Origin of the sequence: Streptomyces sp. KLMMK (assembly GCF_036961605.1) — a bacterium.
GTDB classification, from domain to species: Bacteria; Actinomycetota; Actinomycetes; order Streptomycetales; family Streptomycetaceae; genus Streptomyces; species Streptomyces telluris.
In genome coordinates this window covers 40,270-64,806 of record NZ_JBAMDC010000002.1, presented here as the reverse complement: position 1 = coordinate 64,806, position 24,537 = coordinate 40,270, and the positions used below count along the sequence as shown (strand labels likewise).

Sequence of the window (24,537 nt, the reverse complement as noted above, 5' to 3'; positions counted from 1 at the left end):
CGGCCCGTCGGACCGGTATCAGATCGTTGACCACAATTCTTCCTTCAGCTGGGTCGGTTCACGGATCGGAGGCCGGCCGCACCGGCGCCGCACGGGCCCGGTGCCGTCGCCACGGCGCGCCTCGGTGAGCAGCCAGGATGCGGTTCTCAGCCCGGACGGCCGGGGGTCACGCCTGCTCGGGCCGCATGGCCTCCACGAGGCTGCGCGGCCGCATGTCGGCCCAGTGCTCCTCGATGTACTCCAGGCACGCCTGGTGCGTGTCGGAGGGGTGGGCGACGTCCCATCCCTCCGGTACGTCGATGGCGGCCGGCCACATCGAGTACTGGCCCTCGTCGTTGACCAGGACGGTGAAGGTGCCCTCGGTGTCGTCGAACGGGTTGCCCATCAGTTCTCCTCCTCAGGAGTGGTGGCCGGGTCGGCTGTGGTGGCCGGGCCCGGGATGACGGACCGCAGGTGCTCTTCGAGGATCGGGGCGATCAACGCGAGCGACGGCGGTGTCGTGATCCGGCTGTGGCTGGTCGGGACCGGGTGGTAGGTGATCGTCCCGGCGACGAGGTCCCGCCAGGACTCCGGGTCGAGCACCCGCTCGGGTTCCTCCGCCGCCCCGAAGATCAGCATGTCCGCGTCGACGCGCTCGGGGCGGTACTTGGCGGCGAGGGAGACGTTGCGGTGCAGGATCTCCATCAGCAGGCCGAACTCGTCCTCCTTGATGTTGCCCAGCACCGTGCTCGTGGTCCGGGCCAGCTCGGAGAACTGCGCGAACGTGAGCTTGCGGTCGGGCAGTGCGGAGACGTCGACGCCCAGCACCTCCAGGATGCCCGCGTACACCACGGCGGTGGCCTCGACCATCTGCTGCTGCTCCCGCTCGGTGAGGGGCCTGGCCGGTTCGGAGTCGAGCGCCACGATCAGGCCGACTTGCTGGCCGGCGCGCTCCAGCCGGGCCGCCATCGCCTGGGCGACGACGCCGCCGAAGGACTGCCCGAGCAGGTAGTACGGGCCTTCCGGCTGCACCTGCCGCATCTCCGCGATGCAGGCGTCCGCGACCTCCTCAAGGGTCTCCGGCAGCCCGCCCGGGCTGCTCAGACCGGGCGACTGCAGGCCGTACACCGGGAAGTCGGGGCTGAGGTACAGCAGCAGGTCGGCGTAGCCCCAGCAGATCGCCGCGCCGGGGTGCACGCAGAAGAGCGGCGGCAGGGTTCCCTGCGTCCGCAGCGGCAGCAGGATGCCGAAGGCGTCGTGGCCACCGCCCGTGCCGAGCTGCCCGGCCACCTGGGCGACGGTGGGGCCGCCGAAGAAGTTCCGGATGGGCACTTCCACGCCGAGCACTTCGGTGATCCGGGCGATGACCTTGTTGGCGAGCAGCGAGTGGCCGCCGAGGTCGAAGAAGTTGTCGTCCACGCCGACCTGCGGGAGCCCTAGGACCTCGGCGAACAGCGCGCACAGGATCTCCTCCTGCGGGGTGCGCGGCCCGTGGCCGCCCGCCCCGGCGAACTCCGGCTCCGGCAGCGCCCGCCGGTCGGCCTTCCCGCTCGGCGACAGCGGGAAGTCCGGCACCGGCACGATCGCCGCCGGCACCAGGTGGGCGGGCAGTGTCCGGCGCAGGCCCTCCCGTACGGCCGCCACGTCGAACGCGCCCTCGCCCCCGGCGGGCACCACGTACCCGATGAGCGCGGGCTCGCCCTGCCGGTCCGCCCGGGCCACCACCACCGCCCGGGCCACGTCGGGCCGTTCGGTCAGCGCCGCCTCGACCTCGCCCGGTTCCACGCGGAAGCCCCGGATCTTCACCTGATCGTCGTAGCGGCCCGCGAACTCCAGCTCGCCCTGGTAGGTCCAGCGGCCCAGGTCACCGGTGCGGTACATGCGTTCGCCGGGCGGGCCGTAGGGGTCGGCGACGAAGCGGCTCGCGGTGAGGCCCGGGCGGTGCAGGTAACCGCGGCCGATGCCGGGACCGGCGACGTACAGCTCGCCGTCGGTGCCCGGCGGCAGCATCTTGAGCCGCTCGTCGAGCACATAGACGCGGACCTGCGGGTTCGGCCGTCCGATGGTGACCGGCCCGGCGCCCAGGGGCTCGGTCATGGTGCAGGCGATGGTGGTCTCGGTCTGCCCGTAGACGTTCATCATCCGGCGGCCGCCGTGCGACCACCGCTCCGCGAGGCCGGGGGTGCACTCCTCTCCCCCGACGATGACGCCGCGCAGCCCCGTCAGCCGGGCCGGCGCGTCCGGCGGCATGGACGCCAGGACCGAAGGGACCGTCATGAAGTGCGTGATCCGTGCCGCGTCCAGCTCCCGGGCCAGCGGTTCGCCGGAGGTCAGCTCCGGGCCGGGGAGGACCAGCTCCGCCCCGGCGGCGAAGGTGACGAGGAGGTCGAAGACGGAGATGTCGAAGCCGGGCGAGGCCAGTTGCAGCACCCGGTCCCCCTCGGCGAGCCGCCACCGGTCCCGCCAGAACGCGACGGAGTCCGCCAGGCCGCCGTGCGTGACGACCGCGCCCTTCGGCTCCCCGGTGGATCCCGACGTGTGGATGACGTACGCGGGATGCTCCAGCCGTACCGCCGCCGTGCGCTCCCGGTCCGTCAGCCCGGTGTCCGGCAGCCGGCGCCAGGCCGCGACGGTGTCCGGGTCGTCGACGTCGACGACCTCCACGCCGGATCCCACCCGCGCGGCGCCGGTGGCGTCGGTGATCACCAGTAGCGGCGCGGAGCCGCCGATCAGGCGCTTCACCCGCTCGTCCGGGGAGGCCGGGTCGATCGGCAGGTACGCCGCACCGGACTTGGCGACGGCGACGATGCTCGCGACCTGCCGGGCGCTGCGCGGCAGCAGCACGGCGACGACGTCCTCCGGGCCGGCACCGCGCCCGGCGAGCGACCGCGCCATGCGGTTCGTCTCGGCGTCCAGCTCGGCGTACGTCCACCGGGTGGTGCCGTCGCCGACCGCGACGGCGGACGGGTGGGCGGCGGCCCACGTCCGCAGCAGCTCGGGCAGCGTGCCGGGGGCGGGCTCCGGGCGGTCCGGCTCCGGGAGGGAGCGGGACCCGGGCCGTACGGCGTTTCCTGCGGGTTTCACGTCTGTGCCTCCGATCGGCTCATCGGGACTGACGACGATCTCGCGTAGGAGGCGCGCCAGCTCGTCGAGCAGGCTGTCGATGGTGTCCGCGTCGTAGAGGTCGGTGGCGTACTCCGCCGCGATGTTGATACCGCCGGCGCCGCCGGTCCCGTCGTAGGTCTCCGTGACGTTGACCGTGAGGTCGACCCGGGACACCCCGGATGCCACCAGGCCGGGGTACGGCCGCGCGGTCACGCCCGGCAGCGCGAGGCCGGCGCCGGGGTTGTTCTGCACCGCCAGGTGCACCTGGTACAGGGGGTGGTGGGCGGTGGAGCGCTGCGGGTTGAGCTTCTCCACCAGGTGGTCGAACGGGACGTCCTGGTGGGAGTAGGCCGCGAGGCTGACCTCCCGCACCCGTGCGAGCAGCTCCGTGAAGCTCGGGCGCCCGGAGGTGTCGATCCGCAGCACCAGGGTGTTGACGAAGAACCCGACCAGGTCGTCGAGTGCGGCGTCGGTCCGTCCGGCGATCGGCATGCCGACCGGGATGTCCGTCCCCGCGCCCCGGCGGGTGAGCAGCGCACCGAACGCCGCCTGGAACACCATGGACAGCGTCGAGCCGCCGTCCTTGGCCACCGCGAGCAGGTCCCGGTGGAGCGCGGCGCCGAGGTCCGTGGACCTCATCTCGCCGCGATGGCCGGCGACCGCGGGACGGGGATGGTCGGTGGGCAGGGTGACCACGGCGGGCAGGCCGGCCAACTGTCCTGTCCAGTACTCCAGCTGCTGGTCCAGCAGCCCGTTCTCGTCGAGCAGCCGCCGCTGCCAGAGCGTGTAGTCGGCGTACTGGACGGGCAGCGGCGACCACGACGGCGCCTGCCCGCGGCACCGGTCGCCGTAGGCCGTCGCAATGTCCTGGGCCAGTGGCCGCAAGGACCAGCCGTCGGCGGCGATGTGGTGCAGGACCAGCACCAGCGCCCACTCATCGGATCCGAGAGCGAACAACTCCGCCCGCAACGGAATCTCGCGGGACAGGTCGAAGGGATGGCGTGCGGCCTCTCCCATCAGGCCTTCGACCTCGTTCTCCGTCGTCTCACGCACGGTGAGACCGACCTCGGCACCGTCGAGTACACGCTGGTACGGGGTGCCGGCGTGTTCGGCGAACACCGTCCGCAGCGCCTCGTGCCGGCCCACCACATCGGTGAGCGCAGCCCGCAGGGCCGCCACGTCCAACCGGCCGGACAGGCGCAGCGCGAGAGGCGAGTTGTACGTCGCCGACGGGCCTTCGAGTTTGTGCAGGAACCACAAGCGCTGCTGCCCGAACGACAACGGAACCAGCTCCGGCCGCTCCACCGCCGTCACCGCGGGCCGTACGGAGGTGGTGTCCTCGGTCTGGGCGCGTTCGACCCACGCGGCCAGCTCGGCGACCGTCGGCGCCGCGAAGACGACCCGCAGCGGCACCTCGACGCCCAGCACGGCACGGATACGGCTGGTCAACCGGGTGGCGAGCAGGGAATGCCCGCCGAGGTCGAAGAAGCCGTCCTCCACCCCGGCCCGGGAGATGCCGAGGATCTCGGCGAAGAGCGCGCACAGGATCTCCTCCTGCGGGGTGCGCGGATCACGGCCCCCGGCCGAGCGGATCTCCGGCTCCGGCAGTGCCCGGCGGTCGAGCTTGCCGTTCGGGGTCAGCGGCATCCGCTCGACGGCGGTGATGGTCGCCGGGACCATGTAGTCGGGCAGCAGCTCCTTGAGCGTCGTCCGCAGGCCGGACACCAGCGCACCGGCCGAGCGGGCGACCGCGGGCACGTTCGACGTCACCGGGACCGGCCGGCCCCGGTAGAGGTCCGTCAGCGGGGCGGCGTCGTCGGCGCCCGGCAGCACGACGAACTCGAACCAGCCGCTCCGGCGCGGCGACCAGGTCATCACCACGCCATGGCCGGCCTGCCGCGCCCAGGACCGCACCGCCTGCGGATCCATACGGTCCGCGCCCGACGCGCCCACCGCATCCACCGCATCCACCGCGTCCGGGCCGTCGAGGGCGGCCAGCGCGGTCACGCCGCCGGCCAGGCGGTCGTTGGGGACGTCGACGACCCGGACCGGCGAACCGGCCGTGCCGTCGGCTCCCACCGCTCGCTCGAGGTCGTCCAGGCCGGTGACGTCGCGGCCCCAGACCAGGACCGGGGTGTCCGCGAGCGAGCGGGCCGGGCCGCCCTTGTGCAGGACGACTTCGTACCGGTAGCCGGTGAGTTCGTTGTGGGCCGCGCCGTCCTTCAGCCGTATCTCCGCGCCGGACGCGCCACAGGCGCCGGCGACGGCGGTGAAGAACTCGGGGGCCAGGAGCAGCTCCTTCTCCGTGACCACCGCCTGCTCGACCGTGGAGCGTCGCGTACCGGGGTCGCGGTGGTGGTGTACGGCGGCGTGCAGCATGCGCAGCAGCCCGTGGTGGCGCACATCGCCGAGGACCACGCGGCCGCCGTCGGCCACCAGGTCCCACACCTTCCCCAGGACGTCCCGGAGGTAGTCCGCGGAGGGGAAGTACTGCACGACCGAGTTGATCACGACCGTGTCGAAGTGCCCGGCGGGCAGCCCGGAGAGGTCGTGGGCCGGTTGGCAGCTCAGCCGTACGTGATCCCATCCCCGTCCGGTCACGAAGTGACGTAGCCGGTCGATCGCGATCGCCGAGAAGTCGGTGCCCCAGTACTCGTCGGCGGTCTCGGCCAGGGGCACGGCCAGCAGCCCGGAGCCCACGCCGATCTCCAGGATCCGCCGGGGCCCGAACCGCAGGACCTGGCCCACGGCTGCGTCCCGCCACTCCCGCATCTCGCTCACGGGGATGGGCTCGCCGGTGAACGAGCTGTTCCAGCCCACGAAGTCCTCGCCCGGCGCGCTCAGATCGCCGTACACCGAGTGGTACACGTCCTGCCACTCGCTGATCTGCGCCTCGGCTGCCCCGGCCGCTTCGGCCGGTTCGTCCGAGGCGCCGGCGAGGACCACGTAGGCGGCCAGTGACGACGTCCCGCCGTCACCACGAGCCACCACCGCCGCCTCGCGCACCTCCGCCCGGGCTTCCAGCACACGCCGGATCTCGCCGGGTTCCACGCGGAACCCGCGGATCTTCACCTGCTCGTCGGACCGGCCCAGGTACTCCAGCTCGCCGTCCGCCTTCCACCGCACCAGGTCACCGGTCCGGTACATCCGCGCACCGGGCCCGGCGAACGGATCGGCGACGAAACGCGACGCCGTCAGTCCGGCCCGGCCCAGATAGCCTCGGGCGACCCCCTCACCGCTGACGTACAGCTCGCCCGGCACCCCCGCGGGAACCAGCCGCAGCGCCTCGTCCAGCACGTACAGGTTCGTGTTCACGGCAGGGCGGCCGATCGTCACGGGCGGCTCGCCGAGGCGGCCGGTCTGGCTGGCGACGACGGTGCACTCCGTGGGCCCGTACGCGTTGACCATCCGCCGCCCCGGCGCCCATGCCCGGACCAGTTCGGGCGAGCACTCCTCCGCGCCGACGACGAGCGTCCGGAAACCGGTCAGCCCGGTGGGCGCCGCAGGGGGCAGCGTCGCCAGCACCGACGGCGGGATCAGCGCGTGGGACACGGCGTACTCGGCGAGCGCCGTGGCGAGCTCGGCTCCGACCAGGCGCTCGGGCGAGGCGACGACCAGGGCGGCGCCGGCGTCCAGGGCCCACACGAGCTCCAGGACCGACGCGTCGAAGGCGGGCGAGGAGAGCTGGAGGACCCGGCTGCCGGGGCCCGCCGGGCACCGCTCGCGCAGCGTCGCCGCCAGACCCGCCAGACCGCGGTGCGTCACCACCACGCCCTTGGGCACCCCGGTCGACCCCGACGTGTAGATCACGTACGCCGGGTGATCCACGGTGGCCGCCGGGTGACCGGACGGGACACGCTCGGCCGGGTCGCCCGGGGCCGCGGCGTCCTGAGCCGGGGCGTCCTGAGCCGGGGCGTTCTCGGGAGACCACTCGCCGATGTCGCCGGACACCTCGACCGTGTCGAACCCGCTCGCCGTCGCGGCCCGCTGCTCGTCGACGACGATCACTCGGGGCCGGGCGTCGGCGAGCACGTGGTCGATGCGTCGTTGCGGATAGGACGGGTCCACCGGGAGGAACGCCGCACCGCTCTTCGTCACACCGAGCACGGCCGCGATCTGGGCCGCTCCCCGCGGCAGGAGCACTCCGACCACGTCGTCCGGGCCCACGCCCCGCTCCCGCAACCTCCGGGCAATCCCGTCCGAGGCCGCGTCCACCTGGCCGTACGACCAGCTCCGCGCACCGTCGACCACAGCCACCGCATCCGGCCGGGCAGCGGCCTGCCGCTCCCACAACCGGCCAAGCGTGACCGCCTCGACAGAAGCGTCCGTCGCCTCCGCACGCCCCCAGTCGTCGAGCAACCGCACCCGCTCGTCGGCCCCGAGCAGATCCACCTCGCCCAACCGGCTCCCAGGCGCCGAAACCATCGCCCGCAGCATCCGCACCCAGCGGCGCGTGAACGCCTCCACCGTCGACCGCTCGTACAGATCGGTCGCGAACTCCACAACCCCCGTCAGCCCCGCCAGACCTCCGTCGGCGCCGGTGCGTTCGGTGATGCTCAGCGAGACGTCGAACCGGGAGGTGCCGGTGCCGTGTCCCTCCTGCCGGACCCGCAGGCCCGCGAGGTCGAAGTCGGCCTCGGCGTTGTTCTGGAGGACCAGGGCCACCTGGAACAGCGACTGGTGGGCCGCGGAGCGCTGCGGGTTGAGCGCCTCGACCACCTGCTCGAACGGGACGTCCTGGTTCGCGTACGCCGCCAGGCTGGTCTCCCGCACCCGGGAGAGCAGTTCGGCGAAGTCGGGGTCGCCGGAGGTGTCGGTGCGCAGCACCAGCATGTTGACGAAGAACCCGACCAGGTCGTCCAGCCGCTCGTCGGTGCGGCCCGCCACGCCGGCGCCGAGCACCACGTCGGTCCCCGCGCCGAGCCTGGTGAGCAGGCCGGCCAGGGCCGCCTCCAGGACCATGAACAGCGTCGAGCCGGTCGACCGGGCCAGCTCCATGAGGTCGCCGTGCAGCTCCGCGTCGACGGCGAAGGTGCTGATGCCGCCGACGTACCCGGCGATCGCGGGGCGCGGGTGGTCGGGGGGCAGGGTGACCTGGTCGGGCAGGTCCGCCAACTGCCGTGTCCAGTAGTTCAGCTGGCGGCTGAAGGCGCTGTCCGGGTCGGTGTCGTCTCCGATCAGGTCCCGCTGCCAGAGCGTGTAGTCCGCGTACTGCACGGGCAACGGCGCCCATGCCGGGATCCGCCCGCGGCACCGGTCGCCGTAGGCGGCGGCGATGTCCTGGGCCAGCGGGCGCAGGGACCAGCCGTCGGCGGCGATGTGGTGCAGGACCAGCGCGAGCACCCACTCGTCGTGCCCGAGGGCGAACAGCTCGGCCCGCACCGGGAGCTCGTGGGAGAGGTCGAAGGGGTGGCGCGCGGATTCCAGCAGCAGCCCCTCGACCTCGTCCTCGGCCGCCTCGCGCACCGGCAGCCCGACCTCGGTGTCGTCGAGGACCTGCTGGAACGGCGCGCCCTCCCGTTCCCCGAACACCGTCCGCAACGCCTCGTGCCGGCCCACCACATCGGCGAGCGCCGCCCGTAGCGCCGCCACGTCCACCGCGCCGGACAGCCGCAGCACCAACGGCATGTTGTAGGTGGGCGAGGGGCCCTCAAGCTTGTGCAGGAACCACAGGCGCTGCTGGGCGTAGGACAGGGGCAGCACGTCCGGCCGTGGCATCCGGTCCAGAGCGGTACGCGCTCCGGCGGGCCCGTCGTCGAGGCACCGGGCGAGAGCAGCCGGGGTCGGCATCTCGAAGAGGGTCCGCAGCGCCACCTCGGCGCCGAGCGCGGCCCGGATCCTGCTGATCAGCCGGGTCGCGAGGAGGGAGTGGCCGCCGAGGTCGAAGAAGCTGTCCTCCACCCCCGCCCGGGACACGCCCAGCACGTCGGCGAAGAGGGCGCACAGGATCTCCTCCAGCGGCGTACGCGGAGAACGGCTCCCCTCGGCCACGTCGAAGCCGGGCTCCGGCAGGGCGGCCCGGTCGAGCTTCCCGTTGGGCGTCACCGGAAACTCGGCCAGGACCACTACGGATGCCGGCACCAGGTGGTCGGGCAGCGTACGGCGCAGCTGCTCACGCAGGTGTGCGCCGGAGGCCGTCTGCGGATCGGCAAGGACGTACGCGTGGAGCGTCAGGAAGCCCTGTTGGTCGGGCCTGGCCAGAACGGCGGCCCGGGCGACGCCGTCCTGCCGCTCCAGCGCGGCCTCCACCTCACCGGGCTCCACCCGGAACCCTCGGATCTTCACCTGCTCGTCGGACCGGCCCAGGTATTCGAGCTCGCCGTCCGCGTTCCACCGGGCCACATCGCCCGTGCGGTACATCCGGGCGCCGGATCCCGCGAACGGATCCGCCACGAACCGGGACCCGGTCAGCCCCGGCCGGCCCAGATACCCCCGTGCGACTCCGGGGCCGGCGATGTACAGCTCGCCCCGCACGCCCGGGGCCACCGGCCGGAGGAAGTCGTCGAGGACGTACGTCCGCGTCCCTGCCAGGGGCGCGCCGATCGGGTACGACTCCCCCGACAAGGGACGGCTGATGGTTGCTGCCACCGTCGTCTCGGTCGGTCCGTACAGGTTCGTCATGCGCCGGCCCGCCGACCATCGCCGCACCAGGTCGGCCGAGCACGCCTCACCCCCGACCACCAGGCTCCGCAAGCCCGCCAGGCCCTCCGGCGGCATCGTCGCCAGCACCGACGGCGGGACGAAGGCGTGCGTCACCCCTGCCTCCGCGACCAGCGAGGCCAGCTCCGCGCCCGCCGAACGCGCCTCCTTCACGATGACGAGTGCCGCCCCGGCCCCGATGGCCATCATCAGCTCGAGTACGGAGGCGTCGAAGCTCGGCGAGGCCAGCTGGAGGACGCGGCTGCCGGCGTCGACGCCGGCGCGCTCCACAGCTCCGGCCGCCAGGACGGCCAGGCCCGCGTGCGTGACCACGGTCCCCTTCGGCCGCCCGGTCGAGCCGGATGTGTAGATCACGTAGGCGGCGTTCTCCACCCGCGACGGGACGCGGCGATCGCCGTCGGCCGGGTCGCGATCCACGCCGCCGGGGCCGCCGCCGGGGCCGCCGCCGGGGCCGCCGCCGACGACGATCGTCTCGACGCCGGAGACCGCATCCCGGCCCGCCTCGTCGGTCAGCATCACCTTCGGGGCCGCGTCGGCGAGCAGGAACCGCACCCGCTCCGCCGGATAGCCGGGGTCCACCGGCAGGAACGCCGCCCCGGCCTTGGCCACTCCCAGGATCGCCGCGATCTGCCACGCCCCACGCGGCAGGAGCACCCCCACCACGTCCTCCGCGCCCACACCCCGGTCCAGCAACGACCAGGCGACGGTGTTCGCCCGCGCGTTCAGCTCCGCGTACGACCAGCTCGACTCCCCGTCGATCACCGCCACCGCATCCGGCGAGGCTGCCGCGCGATGCTCGAACAGGGCCGACAGCGTCGAGGGCGGCTCCGGCGCCACGCGCGACCAGCGGTCGAGGACCTGCTCGCGCTCGTCCGCGCCGAGCAGCTCCACCTGGCCGATCCGCTGCTCCGGGTTCCGCACGACGGCGCGGAGGAGTCGCAGCCATCGCTCGACGAACGCCTCGACCGTGGACCGGTCGTACAGGTCGACGGCGAACTCGACGGCGCCCGTGACACCCGCCGGGCCGTCGGCGTCGCGCCGCTCGCCGAGGCTGATGAACAGGTCGACCCGGGACAGGCCGGTGCTCACGCCCTCCAGGCGCGTACGCAGCTGCGGCAGTTCGAAGCCCGCGTCGGGGTTCTCCTGCAGCCCGAGCAGGATCTGGAAGAGGGGCTGGTGGGCGGCCGAGCGCTGCGGGTTGAGCTTCTCGACCAGGAACTCGAAGGGGACGTCCTGATGCGAGTAGGCGGCCAGGCAGGTCTCGCGGACCCGGCCCAGCAGCTCGGCGAACGACGGGTCTCCGGAGACGTCGGTACGCAGCACCAGCGTGTTGACGAAGAATCCGACCAGGTCGTCCAGCGCCTCGTCGGTACGGCCCGCTATCGGTGTTCCCACGGGGACGTCCGCTCCGGCGCCCGACCGGGACAGCAGCGCGGCCAGGGCCGCCTGCAGCACCATGAACAGCGTCGCGCCCGAGGAACGGGCCAGCTCCAGCAGGTCCCGGTGCAGGTCCGGGTCCATGCTGAACATGGCGACGCCACCGGCGTAGCTCGTCACCGCCGGCCGGGGCCGGTCCGTCGGCAGCGTCACCTGCTCGGGCAGGCCGTCCAGCTGCCGCGTCCAGTACTCCAGCTGCCGGTCCAGCAACCCGTTCTCGTCGAGCAGCCGCCGCTGCCAGAGGGCGTAGTCCGCGTACTGGACGGGCAGCGGCGACCATGACGGCGCCTGCCCGCGGCACCGGGCGCCGTAGGCCGTCGCGATGTCCTGGGCCAGTGGCCGCAAGGACCAGCCGTCGGCGGCGATGTGGTGCAGGACCAGCACCAGCACCCACTCGTCCGACCCGAGAGCGAACAACTCCGCCCGCAACGGAATCTCGCGGGCGAGGTCGAACCGGTAGCGCGCCGCCTCCCGCATCAGCTCCGCGACGTCGTCCTCGGCCACCTCGCGCACAGCGAGTGGGGCCTCAACGCCCTTGAGAATGTGCTGGTACGGGGTGCCGGCGCGTTCGGCGAACACCGTCCGCAGTGCCTCGTGCCGGCCCACCACATCGGTGAGCGCAGCCCGCAGAGCCGCCACGTCCAACCGGCCGGACAGACGCAGCGCGAGAGGCGAGTTGTACGTCGCCGACGGGCCTTCGAGTTTGTGCAGGAACCACAACCGCTGCTGCCCGAACGACAACGGCACCAGCTCCGGCCGCTCCACCGCCGTCACCGGCGTCTGTGCCGCATCGGCCCCTGCGGCGAGCACCTCGGCCAAGCCCGCCGGTGTCGGCGCCCCGAAGAGCGCGCGGGGTTCGAGGTCGCAGCGGAAGACGCGGCGGATCCGTATGACGAGCCGGGTGGCGAGAAGGGAGTGGCCGCCCAGGTCGAAGAAGCTGTCGTCGATGCCCACCTTCGGCACGCCCAGGACCTCGGCGAAGAGGTCGCAGAGCAGTTCCTGGAGCGGTGTCCGGGGCGCGGACTCCGGCGCGACGTCGTGCGCGGGCTCGGGCAGCGCCGCTCGGTCGACCTTGTCGTGAGGAGTCCTCGGCAGGGAGTCCAGGACCAGCACCGCCGCGGGCACCATGTACTCCGGCAGCCGGTCGACCAGGTGGCCGCGCAGCCGGCCCGCGTCGAGGATCCGTCCCGCGACGGGGACCGCGTACCCGAGCAGGCGCGTCCCCCGGTCGTCCTGCCGGGCGACGACCACGGCCTGGGCGACGTCGGGGTGCCGGCGGAGCACGGACTCCACCTCGCCCGGCTCCACCCGGTATCCCCGGACCTTCACCTGCTCGTCGGACCGGCCCAGGTACTCCAGCTCGCCGTCCGCGTTCCACCGCACCAGGTCACCGGTCCGGTACATGCGCGCACCCGGCCCGCCGAAGGGGTCCGCGACGAACCGCGACGCGGTCAGCCCCGCCCGCCCGAGATAGCCGCGCGCCAGTCCGGCGCCGGCGACGTACAACTCCCCCGGTGCCGCCGTCGGCACCGGCCGCAGCGCCTCGTCCAGCACGTACACCCGGGTGTTCAGGACGGGCCCGCCGATCGGCGCCGGGCCGGGACGCAGGGGCCCGCTCAGCGACGCGCACACGGTCGTCTCGGTCGGCCCGTAGGCGTTGATCAGCCGCCGGCCGGGAGACCACCGCCCGGTCAGCTCCGGCGGGCACGCCTCACCGGCCACCACCAGCGTGGCGAGGTCGGGCAGGGCCGCCTCGGTGCCTCCGGGCACCGTGTCCAGGACCGTCGGCGGCACGGTGAGATGGGTGATCCGATGCTCCCGGAGCACCGTCGCGAGCTCGGCGCCGGCCAGGCGTTCCGCGTCGTGGACGACCAGCGCGGCACCCGCGCCGAACGCCATCACCAGCTCCCACACGGCGGCGTCGAAGCCCAGGGCGGCGAACTGCAGCACCCGGGACCGCTCCGTGACGCCGAGCCGCTGCGCCTGGGTGGCCGCCAGACTCGCCAGGCCGCGGTGGGTCACCACCACGCCCTTGGGCTCCCCGGTCGATCCCGACGTGTAGATCACGTACGCCGGGTGATCCACTCCGAACGGGAGCTTCTGCTCCGCGGTGGGGGCGGTGCCACCGGCGGTCACGGCGCCGAGGTCCTGCGACATGACGAGGATGCCGAACTCGCCCTCCGGCAGCGCTGTTTGCTCGTCGGCGACGACTACTCGGGGCCGGGCGTCGGCGAGCACGTGGTCGATGCGTCGTTGCGGATAGGACGGGTCCACCGGGAGGAACGCCGCACCGCTCTTCGTCACACCGAGCACGGCCGCGATCTGGGCCGCTCCCCGCGGCAGGAGCACTCCGACCACGTCGTCCGGGCCCACGCCCCGCTCCCGCAACCTCCGGGCAATCCCGTCCGAGGCCGCGTCCACCTGGCCGTACGACCAGCTCCGCGCACCGTCGACCACAGCCACCGCATCCGGCCGGGCAGCGGCCTGCCGCTCCCACAACCGACCGAGCGTGACCGCCTCGACAGAAGCGTCCGCACGCCCCCAGTCGTCGAGCAACCGCACCCGCTCGTCGGCCCCGAGCAGATCCACCTCGCCCAACCGGCTCCCAGGCGCCGAAACCATCGCCCGCAGCATCCGCACCCAGCGGCGCGTGAACGCCTCCACCGTCGACCGCTCGTACAGATCGGTCGCGAACTCCACAACCCCCGTCAGCCCCGCCAGACCGCCGTCCGGGGTGGACGCCTCGACGAAGTTGACGGAGAGGTCGACCCGGGAGACGCCCGTGGCGACGTCCTCGGCGCGCGTGACGAGCCCCGGCAGCGCGACACCCTGTTCCGCGGTGTTCTGCAGGCCGAGCAGGATCTGCACCAGGGGGTGATGCGAGGTGGAGCGCTGCGGGTTGAGCCGCTCCACCAAGTGCTCGAAGGGGAGGTGCTGGTGGGCGTAGGCGTCCAGGCTCACGTCCCGGACCCGGTCGAGCAGGTCGTCCAGCGTCGGGTCGCCCGAGGTGTCGGTGCGCAGCACCAGCATGTTCACGAACAGTCCCGCCAGATCGGCCAGGGCGTCGTCGTCGCGACCGGCGATGGGTGATCCGACGGCGATGTCGGTGCCCGCGCCGAGCCGCGTCAGCAGGCCTGCGAGGCCTGCTTGGAGGATCATGAAGAGGGTCGTGCCGGTGGCGCGTCCCCGGTGGACGAGGGCCGCGTGCAGGTCGGGGTCGATGTCGAAGACCACCGTCTCGCCGCGGTAGCTCGCGACCGTGGGGCGCGGGTGGTCCGGGGGCAGGGTTACCTGGTCGGGCAGGTCGCTCAACTGCCGGATCCAGTACTTCATCTGACGGCTGAAGGCGCTGTCCGGGTCGGTGTCGTCTCCGAGCAGGTCCCGCTGCCAGAGCGTGTAGTCCACGTACTGCACCGGCAATGGCGCCCACGCGGGCTGCTCTCCCGCCCGCCGCCGGGTGTACGCGGCCGCGAGGTCGGACATGAGGATCTGGAGCGACCAGCCGTCGGCGGCGATGTGGTGCAGGACCAGCATCAGCACCCATTCGCCGGACCCGAGAGCGAAGAGCTCGGCCCGCAGCGGCATCTCGTGGGACAGGTCGAAGGGATGGCGCGCGGCCTCCGCCATCAGCTCCGCGACCTCGGCCCCGGCCGCTTCACGGACCGGGAGGCCGACCTCGACGCCGTCGAGCACCTGCTGGAACGGCACGCCGGCCCGCTCCCCGAACACCGTCCGCAAGGCCTCGTGCCGGCCCACCACGTCGGTGAGCGCCGCCCGCAGCGCGGCCACGTCCAACCGGCCGGACAGACGCAGCGCGAGAGGCGAGTTGTACGTCGCCGACGGGCCCTCGAGCCGGTGCAGGAACCACAACCGCTGCTGCCCGAACGACAACGGCACGGTCTCCGGGCGCGCCGCTGCCGTCACCGGCGCCGCGGCCCGGGTGTCCCCTGCCAGATGCCCGGCGAGCAGGCGCGCCGTGGGCGCATTGAAGATCGTCCTCATCGGGACGTCCATGTCCAGCAGGGCCCTGATCTTCGCGCCCAGCCGGGTCGCGAGGAGGGAGTGGCCGCCGAGGTCGAAGAAGCTGTCCTCGGCACCGACCCGGGCCACGCCCAGCACGTCGGCGAAGAGGGAGCACAGGATCTCCTCCAGCGGCGTACGCGGAGAGCGGCCACCGCCCGCCGCGTCGAAGGTGGGATCCGGCAGGGCGGCCCGGTCGAGCTTCCCGTTCGGGTTCACCGGGAATTCGTCCAGCACCATCACGGCCGCCGGCACCAGGTGGTCGGGCAGCGTACGGCGCAGCTGCTCGCGCAAGCGAGTGCCGGAGACCGTCTGCGCGTCGGCACGGACGTATCCGTAGAGCGTGAGGAATCCCTGCTGGTCGGGCCTGGCCAGAACGGCGGCCTGGGCGACGCCGTCCTGCCGCTCCAGCGCGGCCTCCACCTCGCCCGGCTCCACCCGGAAGCCGCGGATCTTCACCTGCTGGTCCGACCGTCCGAGGTATTCCAGCTCGCCGTCGGCGTTCCACCGGACCAGGTCACCGGTCCGGTACATCCGCGATCCGGCGGGGCCGAACGGATCCGCCACGAAACGCGAGCCCGTCAGCCCCGGCCGGCCCAGATACCCTCGTGCGACTCCGGGGCCCGCGATGTACAGCTCACCCCGCACACCCGGGGCCACCGGCCGCAAGAACTCGTCCAGCACGTACGTCCGCGTCCCCGCCAGCGGCGCGCCGATCGGGTACGACTCCCCCGACATCGGGCGGCTGATCGTCGCCGACACCGTCGTCTCCGTCGGGCCGTACAGGTTCGTCATCCGACGACCTGCCGACCACCGCCGCACCAGGTCGGCCGAGCACGCCTCACCCCCGACCACCACGCTCCGCAGCCCCGCCAGCCCCTCCACCGGCACCGTCGCCAGTACGGACGGCGGGACGAAGGCATGGGTCACCCCGGAACCCGCGATCAGCGACGCCAGCTCCGCGCCCGCCGAACGGCAGGGTCCCGGCATCACGAGGGTGGCTCCTGCCGTGAAGGCGCCGAGGACCTCGGCGATCGACACGTCGAAGCTCGGCGAAGTCAGCTGGAGGACGCGGCTGCCGGCGTCGACACCGGCGCGCTCCACGACCCCGGCCGCCAGCGCGGCCAGACCCGTATGCGTGACCACGGTCCCCTTCGGCCGCCCGGTCGAGCCGGACGTGTAGATCACGTACGCGGCGTTCGCCACCTGCGACGGCACGCGGCGATCGCCGTCGGCCGGGTCGCGATCCACGCCTCCGGTGCCGCCGTCGGGGCCGCCGTCGACAATGATCGTCTCGACGCCGGAGACCACGTCCTGCCCCGCCGGGTCCGTCAGCACCACCTTCGGAGCCGCGTCGGCGAGGAGGAACTGCACCCGCTCCGCCGGATATCCGGGGTCAACCGGCAGGAACGCCGCTCCTGCCTTCGCCGCCCCCAACACCGCCGCGACCTGCCGCACTCCACGCGGCAGGAGCACCCCCACCACGTCCTCCGCGCCCACACCCCGGTCCAGCAACGACCAGGCCACGGCGTTCGCCCGCGCGTTCAGCTCCGCGTACGACCAGGTCACCTCGCCGTCCACCACCGCCACCGCATCCGGCGACACCGCGACACGTTCCTCGAACAACGCCGACAGCGTGCGCTCGGGAACGGTCGCCGCGCCGGCCCCGGACAGCGCCGTGACATGTGCGCGCTCGTCCTCCGACAGGAATTCGACCTCGTGGAGGCGCTGTCCCGGTGCCGAGGTGACCGAGCTCAGCAGCCGCAGCCAGCGGGACACGAACGACCCGACCGTGCCGGCGTCGTAGAGATCGGTGGCGTACTCGACCGCTCCCCGGATCCCGCTCGGGGTGCCGTCGGCCTCGAACGTCTCGGTGACGTTGATCGTCAGGTCGAGGCGGGCGACACCGGTGGACGGCTCCTCGGTGCGCACCCGTACGCCCGGCAGCTCGAAGCTCGCGTCGGCGTTGTTCTGGACCACCAGGAGGATCTGGAAGAGGGGCTGGTGGGCGGCCGAGCGCTGCGGGTTGAGCTTCTCGACCAGGAACTCGAAGGGGACGTCCTGATGCGAGTAGGCGGCCAGGCAGGTCTCGCGGACGCGCCCCAGCAGCTCGGCGAACGACGGGTCACCCGACACGTCCGTACGCAGGACCAGCGTGTTGACGAAGAACCCGACCAGGTCGTCCAGCGCCTCATCGGTCCGTCCGGCCACGGGCGTCCCCACCGGAACGTCCGTCCCCGCGCCCGACCGCGACAGCAATGCCGCCAGACCGGCCTGCAACACCATGAACAGCGTCGCACCCGACGACCGCGCCAGCTCCAGCAGACCACGGTGCAACTCCGGGTCCACCGCGAACATGGCCACGTCACCGGCATAGCTCGCCACCGCCGGCCGGGGCCGGTCCGTCGGCAACATCACCTGCTCGGGCAGGCCGTCCAGCTGCCGCGTCCAGTACTCCAGCTGCCGGTCCAGCAACCCGCCCTCGTCCAGCAGCCGCCGCTGCCAGAGCGTGTAATCGGCGTACTGCACCGGCAACGCCGACCACGAAGGTGCCTGCCCGCGGCACCGGTCACCATAGGCAGTCGCGATGTCCCGGGCCAGGGGCCGCAAGGACCACCCATCCGCTGCGATGTGGTGCAGAACCAGCACCAGCACCCACTCGTCCGGCCCGAGAGCGAACAACTCCGCCCGCAACGGAATCTCGCGGGACAGGTCGAAGCGGTAGCGCGCCGCCGCCTGCACCAGCCCGGTGATCTCGTCCTCGGCCGCCTCACGCGCCACGAGCCCGACCCGGACCCCGTCGAGCACCTGCTGGAAGGGCACGCCGTCCCGCTCGCCGATCACCGTCCGCAGCGCCTCGTGCCGGCCCACCACATCGGTGAGCGCGGCGCCCAGCGCCGTCACATCCAGCCGACCCGACAGCCGCAGCGCCAACGGCGAGTTGTACGTCGCCGACGGGCCCTCGAGCCGGTGCAGGAACCACAACCGCCGCTGGGCGAACGACAACGGGACCCTCTCCGGGCGCGCCACCGCCGTGACGGGGGGCCGGACGGTGTCGTCCGTCCGCGCGTGCTCGATCCGCACGGCGAGCTCGGCGACCGACGGGGCTGCGAAGACGGCCCGCAGCGGCACTTCCACGTCGAGGACCGTACGGATGCGGCTGATCAGTCGCGTCGCGAGGAGCGAGTGCCCCCCGAGGTCGAAGAAGCCGTCCTCCACGCCGACCCGCGGCATGCCGAGGATCTCGGCGTAGAGCGCGCACAGGATCTCCTCCTGCGGCGTCCGGGGGTCGCGGCCGCCCACCGAGAGGACTTCGGGCTCCGGCAGCGCCCGGCGGTCGAGCTTGCCGTTCGGGGTCACCGGCATCCGCTCGATGGCCGTGAGGGTCGCCGGCACCATGTAGTCCGGCAGCAGCTCCTTGAGCGTCGTCCGCAGGCCCGACACCAGCTCACCCGCCGCCCGGGCCACGGCCGGCACGTTCGACGTCACCGGAACCGGCCGGCCGTCGCCGTCCCGGTAGACGCCCGTCAACGGCACGGAGTCATCCGTACCGGGCAGCACGACGAACTCGAACCAGCCGCCTCGACGCGGCGACCAGGTCGGCACGGCACGACGCCCCGCCCGCTGCGCCCAGGACCGCACCGCCTGCGGATCCACGCACGCCGCGTCCGCGTCGGCATCCGCGCCGGCGTCGTCCGCTTCGTCGTCGAGGCCACGCAGTACGGCCACGCCGCCGGCCAGGCGGGCGTTGGGAACGTCGACGACCCGGACCGGCGATCCGGTCATGCCGTCGGCGCCCACCACACGCTTGAGGTCGTCCAGACTGCTCACGTCGCGGCCCCACACCACCACCGGGGCATCCGCGACCGATCGCGCCGGTCCCTTGTGCAGGACCACCTCGTACCGGTACCCGGTCAGTTCGTTGTGCGCCGTGCCGTCCTTCAGCCGCACTTCCACTCCCGGCGCGCCGCAGGCGTCGGCGAAGGCGGTGAGGAACTCGGGGGCCAGGAGCAGCTCCTTCTCCGTGACCACCGCCTGTTCCACCGCGGACCGCATGGCGTCGGCGCTCATGCCGGGGTCCCGGTGCTGCTGCACGGCGGCGTGCTGCATCCGCAGCAGCCCGTGGTGGCGCACGTCCCCGAGCACCACCCGGCCGCCGTCGGCGACCAGGCCCCACACCTCTGCCAGGACGTCCCGCAGGTAGTCCGCGGAGGGGAAGTACTGCATCACCGAGTTGATCACGACGGTGTCGAAGTGGTTCACGGGCAGCCCGGACAGATCGTGCGCCGGCTGACAGCTCAGCCGCACGTGATCCCACTCCCGCCCGGCCGCGTAATGGTGCAAGCGGTCGATGGCGGTCGCCGAGAAGTCGGTGCCCCAGTATTCGTCGACCGCCTCGGCCAGCGGCACCGCCAGCAGCCCGGAACCGGAACCGATCTCCAGGACCCGGCGGGGAGCGAATCGCAGGATCTGCCGCACAGCGGCGTCCCGCCATTCCCGCATCTCGTCCACGGGGAGGGGGTCCCCGGTGAAGGAGCTGTTCCAGCCGATGAAGTCCTCGCCCGGGACGCCCAGCTCGCTGTACACCGAGTGGTAGATGTCCTGCCATTCGCCCATCTGGACCTCGGCGGCCACGTCCGTCCCGCCGGCCAGGACGACGTAGGCCGCCAACGACGCCGCCTCGTCGCCGCGGCGGACGACCACCGCCGCTTCCCGTACCTCCGGCCGGGCTTCCAGCACGCGCCGTACCTCGTCGGGCTCCACACGGAACCCGCGGATCTTGACCTGCTCGTCGGACCGGCCCAGGTACTCCAGTTCGCCCTCGGCGTTCCACCGCACGACGTCGCCGGTCCGGTACATCCGCGCACCTGGCTCGCCGAAGGGGTCGGCCGGGAACCGTGACGCCGTGAGCCCCGGCAGCCCCAGATACCCTCGGGCCACTCCCGTACCACCGACGTACAACTCGCCCGGCACCCCTGCCGGAACCGGTCGCAACACCTCGTCCAGCACGTACAGCCGCGTGTTCACCACGGGGCGGCCGATCGGTGCCCGGGGGCCGGTCAGGCCGGAGGTGTGCGAGGCGACGACGGTGCACTCCGTGGGCCCGTACGCGTTGACCATCCGCCGCCCCGGCAGCCACAGCGCCACCAGCTCGGGCGAGCACGCCTCGGCGCCGACGCTCAAGGTGCGGAAGCCGGGCAGGCGCCCGGCCGTCTCCAGGGCCAGGGTGCTCAGCGCGGAGGGCGGGATGTGGGCATGCGTGATGCGGTGCCCGGCGAGCGCGGCGGCGAGTTCGTCCCCGGCCAGGCGGTGCTGGTCGGCGATGACGAGGCGTCCGCCCGCGCCGAAGGCCCAGACGGTTTCCAGCACCGACGCGTCCACGCTGGGCGAGGACAGCTGGAGGATCCTGCTGCCGGGGTCCGCCGGGCAGCGCTCCTGCAGCGTCGCCGCGAGGCCCGCCAGGCCGCGGTGCGTCACCACCACGCCCTTGGGCACGCCCGTCGACCCGGACGTGTAGATCACGTACGCGGGGTGGTCCACGGCGAGCGGGCGTACCCGGTCCGCGTCGGTCGGGTCGGCATCGGTCAGGTCCGCGTCGGCCGGGCCGGCCTCGGCGGCGGCGTCGGTGCCGTGCCCGTGGGTTGTCGGGTCGCCGGCCGAGCCGAGGACTACGACGCGGGATGCCAAGAGGCCGGGGAGCGCGTCGACCGTTTCGGGGGCCGCGAACACGATCCGGGGTGCGGAGTTCTCGACGATGTGCCGGATGCGCCGGGCGGGGAAGACGGGGTCGACGGGCACGTAGGCGGCGCCCGCCTTGAGGACGCCCAGCACGGTCGCGACCTGGTCGGCCGAGCGGGGCAGCACCACGCCCACCAGGTCCTCCGGCCCGATGCCCTCACCTATGAGCCAGTGGGCCACGCGGTTGGCCCTGCGGTTGACCTCGGCGTAGGTCCGGCTGCCCCGCTCGTCGGTGACCGCGATCGCCTCCGGGGCGGCGGCCGCCCGCTCCTCGAAGATCCGGGCGAAGGTCGTGACCGGGACGTCCTGCTCGTACCGGCCCCAGTCGGCGAGGGTCTCCCGGTCGGCGGCGGTGGTGATCTCCAGGTCGGCGACGGGCTGTTCGGGGTCCTCGACCGCCTGGTGCAGCAGTTGCGTCCAGCGGGCGACGACGGATCGTACGGTGGCCGCGTCGTAGAGGTCGGTGGCGTACTCGACGGTGCCGGTGATACCTGCGGGGCGTCCGTCGGGCCCGGTCCGTTCGGTGACGCTGAACGACAGGTCGAAGCGTGCGGTGCCGGTCGGCACCACCTCGGAGCGGACCGCGAGCCCGGGCAGGTCGAAGCGGGCGTCGGCGTTGTTCTGGAGGACGAGCGCGACCTGGAAGAGCGACTGGTGGCCCGCCGAGCGCTGCGGGTTGAGCGTCTCGACGACATGCTCGAAGGGGACGTCCTGCCGGCCGTAGCCGTCCAGGCCGGTCTCCCGGACGCGGCGCAGCAGTTCCGAGAAGCGGGGGTTGCCGGAGGTGTCGGTGCGCAGCACCAGCATGTTCACGAAGAGCCCGACCAGTTCGTCGAGCTGCGGTTCGCTCCGGCCGGCCACACCCGCGCCGATCGGGATGTCGGTTCCGGCGCCGAGGCGGGTGAGCAGCGCGGCGAGGGCCGACTGCAGCACCATGTAGGCGGTCGCGCCGCTGCGGCGGGCCAAGGCGAGGATGCCGGCGTGCAGGCCGGCGTCCAGGTGGATGCCGACGACGTCGCCGCGGTGGGTCGCCACGGCGGGCCGGGGGCGGTCGCCGGGGACCGTGGCCAGGTCGGGCAGGCCGTCGAGCCGACGGCGCCAGTAGGCCAGCTGGTGCGTGAGGGGGCTGTCGGGGTCGTCCTCGGTGCCGAGGAACTTCCGCTGCCACAGGGCGAAGTCGGTGTACTGCACCGGCAGAGGCGGCCACTCCGGTGCGGTGCCCAGGCGGCGCGCGGAGTAGGCCGTGACCAGGTCGCGGGCGAGCGGCGCGCCCGACCATCCGTCGCCGGCGATGTGGTGGATGACGACCATCAGCGCCGCGTCGTCCGGTGCGAGGGTGAGCAGCCGGGCGCGGACGGGGACGTCACGCGCCAGGTCGAACTCCCGGCCGGCCAGCTCGCGGAGGGCGCCGTCCAGCTCCGTCGGATCCACGTCGTGGACGGGGACGTCGATGCGGGCCTCGGCCGGGTCCAGGACGCGCTGGTAGGGCTGTCCGTCGTGTTCGGGGAAGACCGTCCGCAGCGGCTCGTGGCGGTGGACCACGTCGTTCACGGCGTGCACCAGCGCGGTGGTGTCGAGCGGGCCCTTCATCCGCAGGGCGAAGGCCATGTTGTACGTCGCCGAGGGACCTTCGAGCTTGTGGACGAACCACAGGCGCTGCTGGGCGAACGACAGCGGCACCCGGGCGGGCCGGGGTGCCGGGGTCAGCTCCGGGCGGGACGCGCCGGTGGCGGAGCGGTCCAGCCGGACGGCGAGCAGCGCCGGTGTCGCGGCGCCGAAGAAGGTGCCGAGGTCGACGTCGATGCCCAGGGCCGCGCGGATCCGGCCGGTCAGGCGGGTGGCCAGCAGGGAGTGGCCGCCGATGTCGAAGAAGTTGTCCTCGAAGCCGACCTGGGGCACTTCCAGGACCTCGGCGAACAGGGTGCGGAGGACGTCCTCCAGGGCCGTGCGGGCGGCGCGCTCCGGGCCGGTGGGGAGGAAGCGGGGTTCGGGCAGGGCGTCGTAGTCGATCTTGCCGTTCGGGGTCAGGGGCAGGCTGTCGAGCGGGACGACGAGGGCCGGCACGAGGTAGCCGGGGAGGCTGGTGCGCAGCTGGGACAGCAGCGCCGGCGCGTCGACCGTGCCGCCCTCGACCGGGACCACGTACGCCACCAACTGGCTTTCGCCCCGGGGGTCGGTGCGTACGGCGACCGCTGCCCGGGCGAGGCCGGGGCGCCGGTGGAGCGCCTCGGCCAGCTCGCCGGGTTCGACCCGGGCGCCCCGGATCTTGACCTGGTCGTCGACGCGGTGCAGGAACTCGAGCTGGCCGTCCTCGCCCAGCCGGGCGACGTCTCCGGTGCGGTACATCCGGGAGCCGGGCGGGCCGTAGGGGTCGGCGACGAAACGGGCCCCGGTGAGCGCGGGGCGCCCCAGGTAGCCGCGGGCCAGGTTGGCACCGGCGATGTACAGCTCGCCGGGGGTGCCCGCGGGGACGGGTGTCAGGCGGTCGTCGAGCAGGTGGACGCGGGTGTTGGCGATGGGGGTGCCGACGGGTGCGGACGGTCCGGTCAGCGGCGCGCTGAGGGTGGCGGCCACGGTGGATTCGGTGGTGCCGTAGCCGTTGACGAGGCGGCGGCCCGCCGACCAGCGGGTGACCAGGTCGGGCGAGGAGATCTCGCCGCCGATGTGCACCGTGGTGAGATCGGGCAGCCGGGTCTCGGCACCGGCCGGCAGGGTGGCGAGCACCGAAACCGGGATGGTGACGTGGGTGACGCGCTGGTCGCGCAGGACCCGCAGCAGGTCGTCCCCGGCCGGTTGGCCGGCGCCGGGGAGCACGAGGGTGCCGCCGGTGGCGACGGCGGTCAGCAGCTCCCAGATGGCGACGTCGAAGCCGGGGGAGGCGAGCTGCAGGACCCGGGGCCGGGCGCCGGGGCCGTACTCGCGGCGGACGGCTACCGCCAGGTTCACCGTGCTGCTGTGGGCGACCGCGACGCCCTTCGGGGTGCCGGTGGAGCCCGAGGTGTAGATCACGTACGCGAGGTGGCCGGGGTCGAGGGGCGCGGTCCGGTCGCCGTCGGTGGGGTCGCGGTCCGGCAGGCCGGCCCCGAACGCGGCCGGGTCCAGGACGGGCCCGGTGAAGCCCGGGACGGCGTCGGCGGCCAGCACCAGGTCAGGTGCGGCGTCCGCGAGCAGGTAGCCGATGCGTTCGGCCGGCAGCGCGGGGTCCAGGGGCAAGTACGCGGCACCGGCCTTGAGGACGCCCAGCAGGACGGCGACCTGTTCCAGGCTCCGGGGCACGGCGACGCCCACCAGCCGCTCCGGCCCGAGCCCGCGCTCGATGAGCCCCCGGGCGACCTGGTTGGACCGCGCGTTGAGCCGCCCGTACGACCAGGTGGTCGTGCCGTCGGTGGCGGCGGGCGTCCCGGGGGCGGCCGCGACGGTCGCCTCGAACAGCTCCGGAACGGTCCTCGGCGAGGCCGGCAGTGCGTTCACGTGAACTCCAGCGGTGCTCGGGCTTCCAGCGGGCAGAGTCGAGCCGCGGCGCGCGTCGGTGGACCGGCCGCTGCGGGGAAGGCGTTCCGGTGGGGGAAGGGCGTTCCCGTACGGAGAGGGGTGGTT

Annotated in this window: 2 protein-coding genes; both read right to left on the bottom strand. The window is 73.3% G+C overall.

Going from position 1 to position 24,537, the window contains the following annotated elements; all coding sequences use genetic code 11:
* Positions 1-166: 166 nt before the first annotated feature.
* Positions 167-385 (bottom strand): MbtH family protein, encoded by a 219-nt coding sequence (locus tag V7793_RS00835; RefSeq protein ID WP_335580891.1) that lies wholly within the window; start codon positions 383-385, stop codon positions 167-169.
* Positions 385-24,411, bottom strand: coding sequence for a non-ribosomal peptide synthase/polyketide synthase (locus V7793_RS00830; protein ID WP_335580890.1), 24,027 nt, complete (start codon positions 24,409-24,411; stop codon positions 385-387). The genes V7793_RS00835 and V7793_RS00830 overlap by 1 nt, the downstream gene beginning before the upstream one ends.
* Positions 24,412-24,537: the final 126 nt, after the last annotated feature.

Excerpts from the sequence above, each read along its gene's own strand:
- V7793_RS00835 (WP_335580891.1), bottom strand. The coding sequence starts at position 385 with ATGGGCAACCCGTTCGACGACACCGAGGGCACCTTCACCGTCCTGGTC.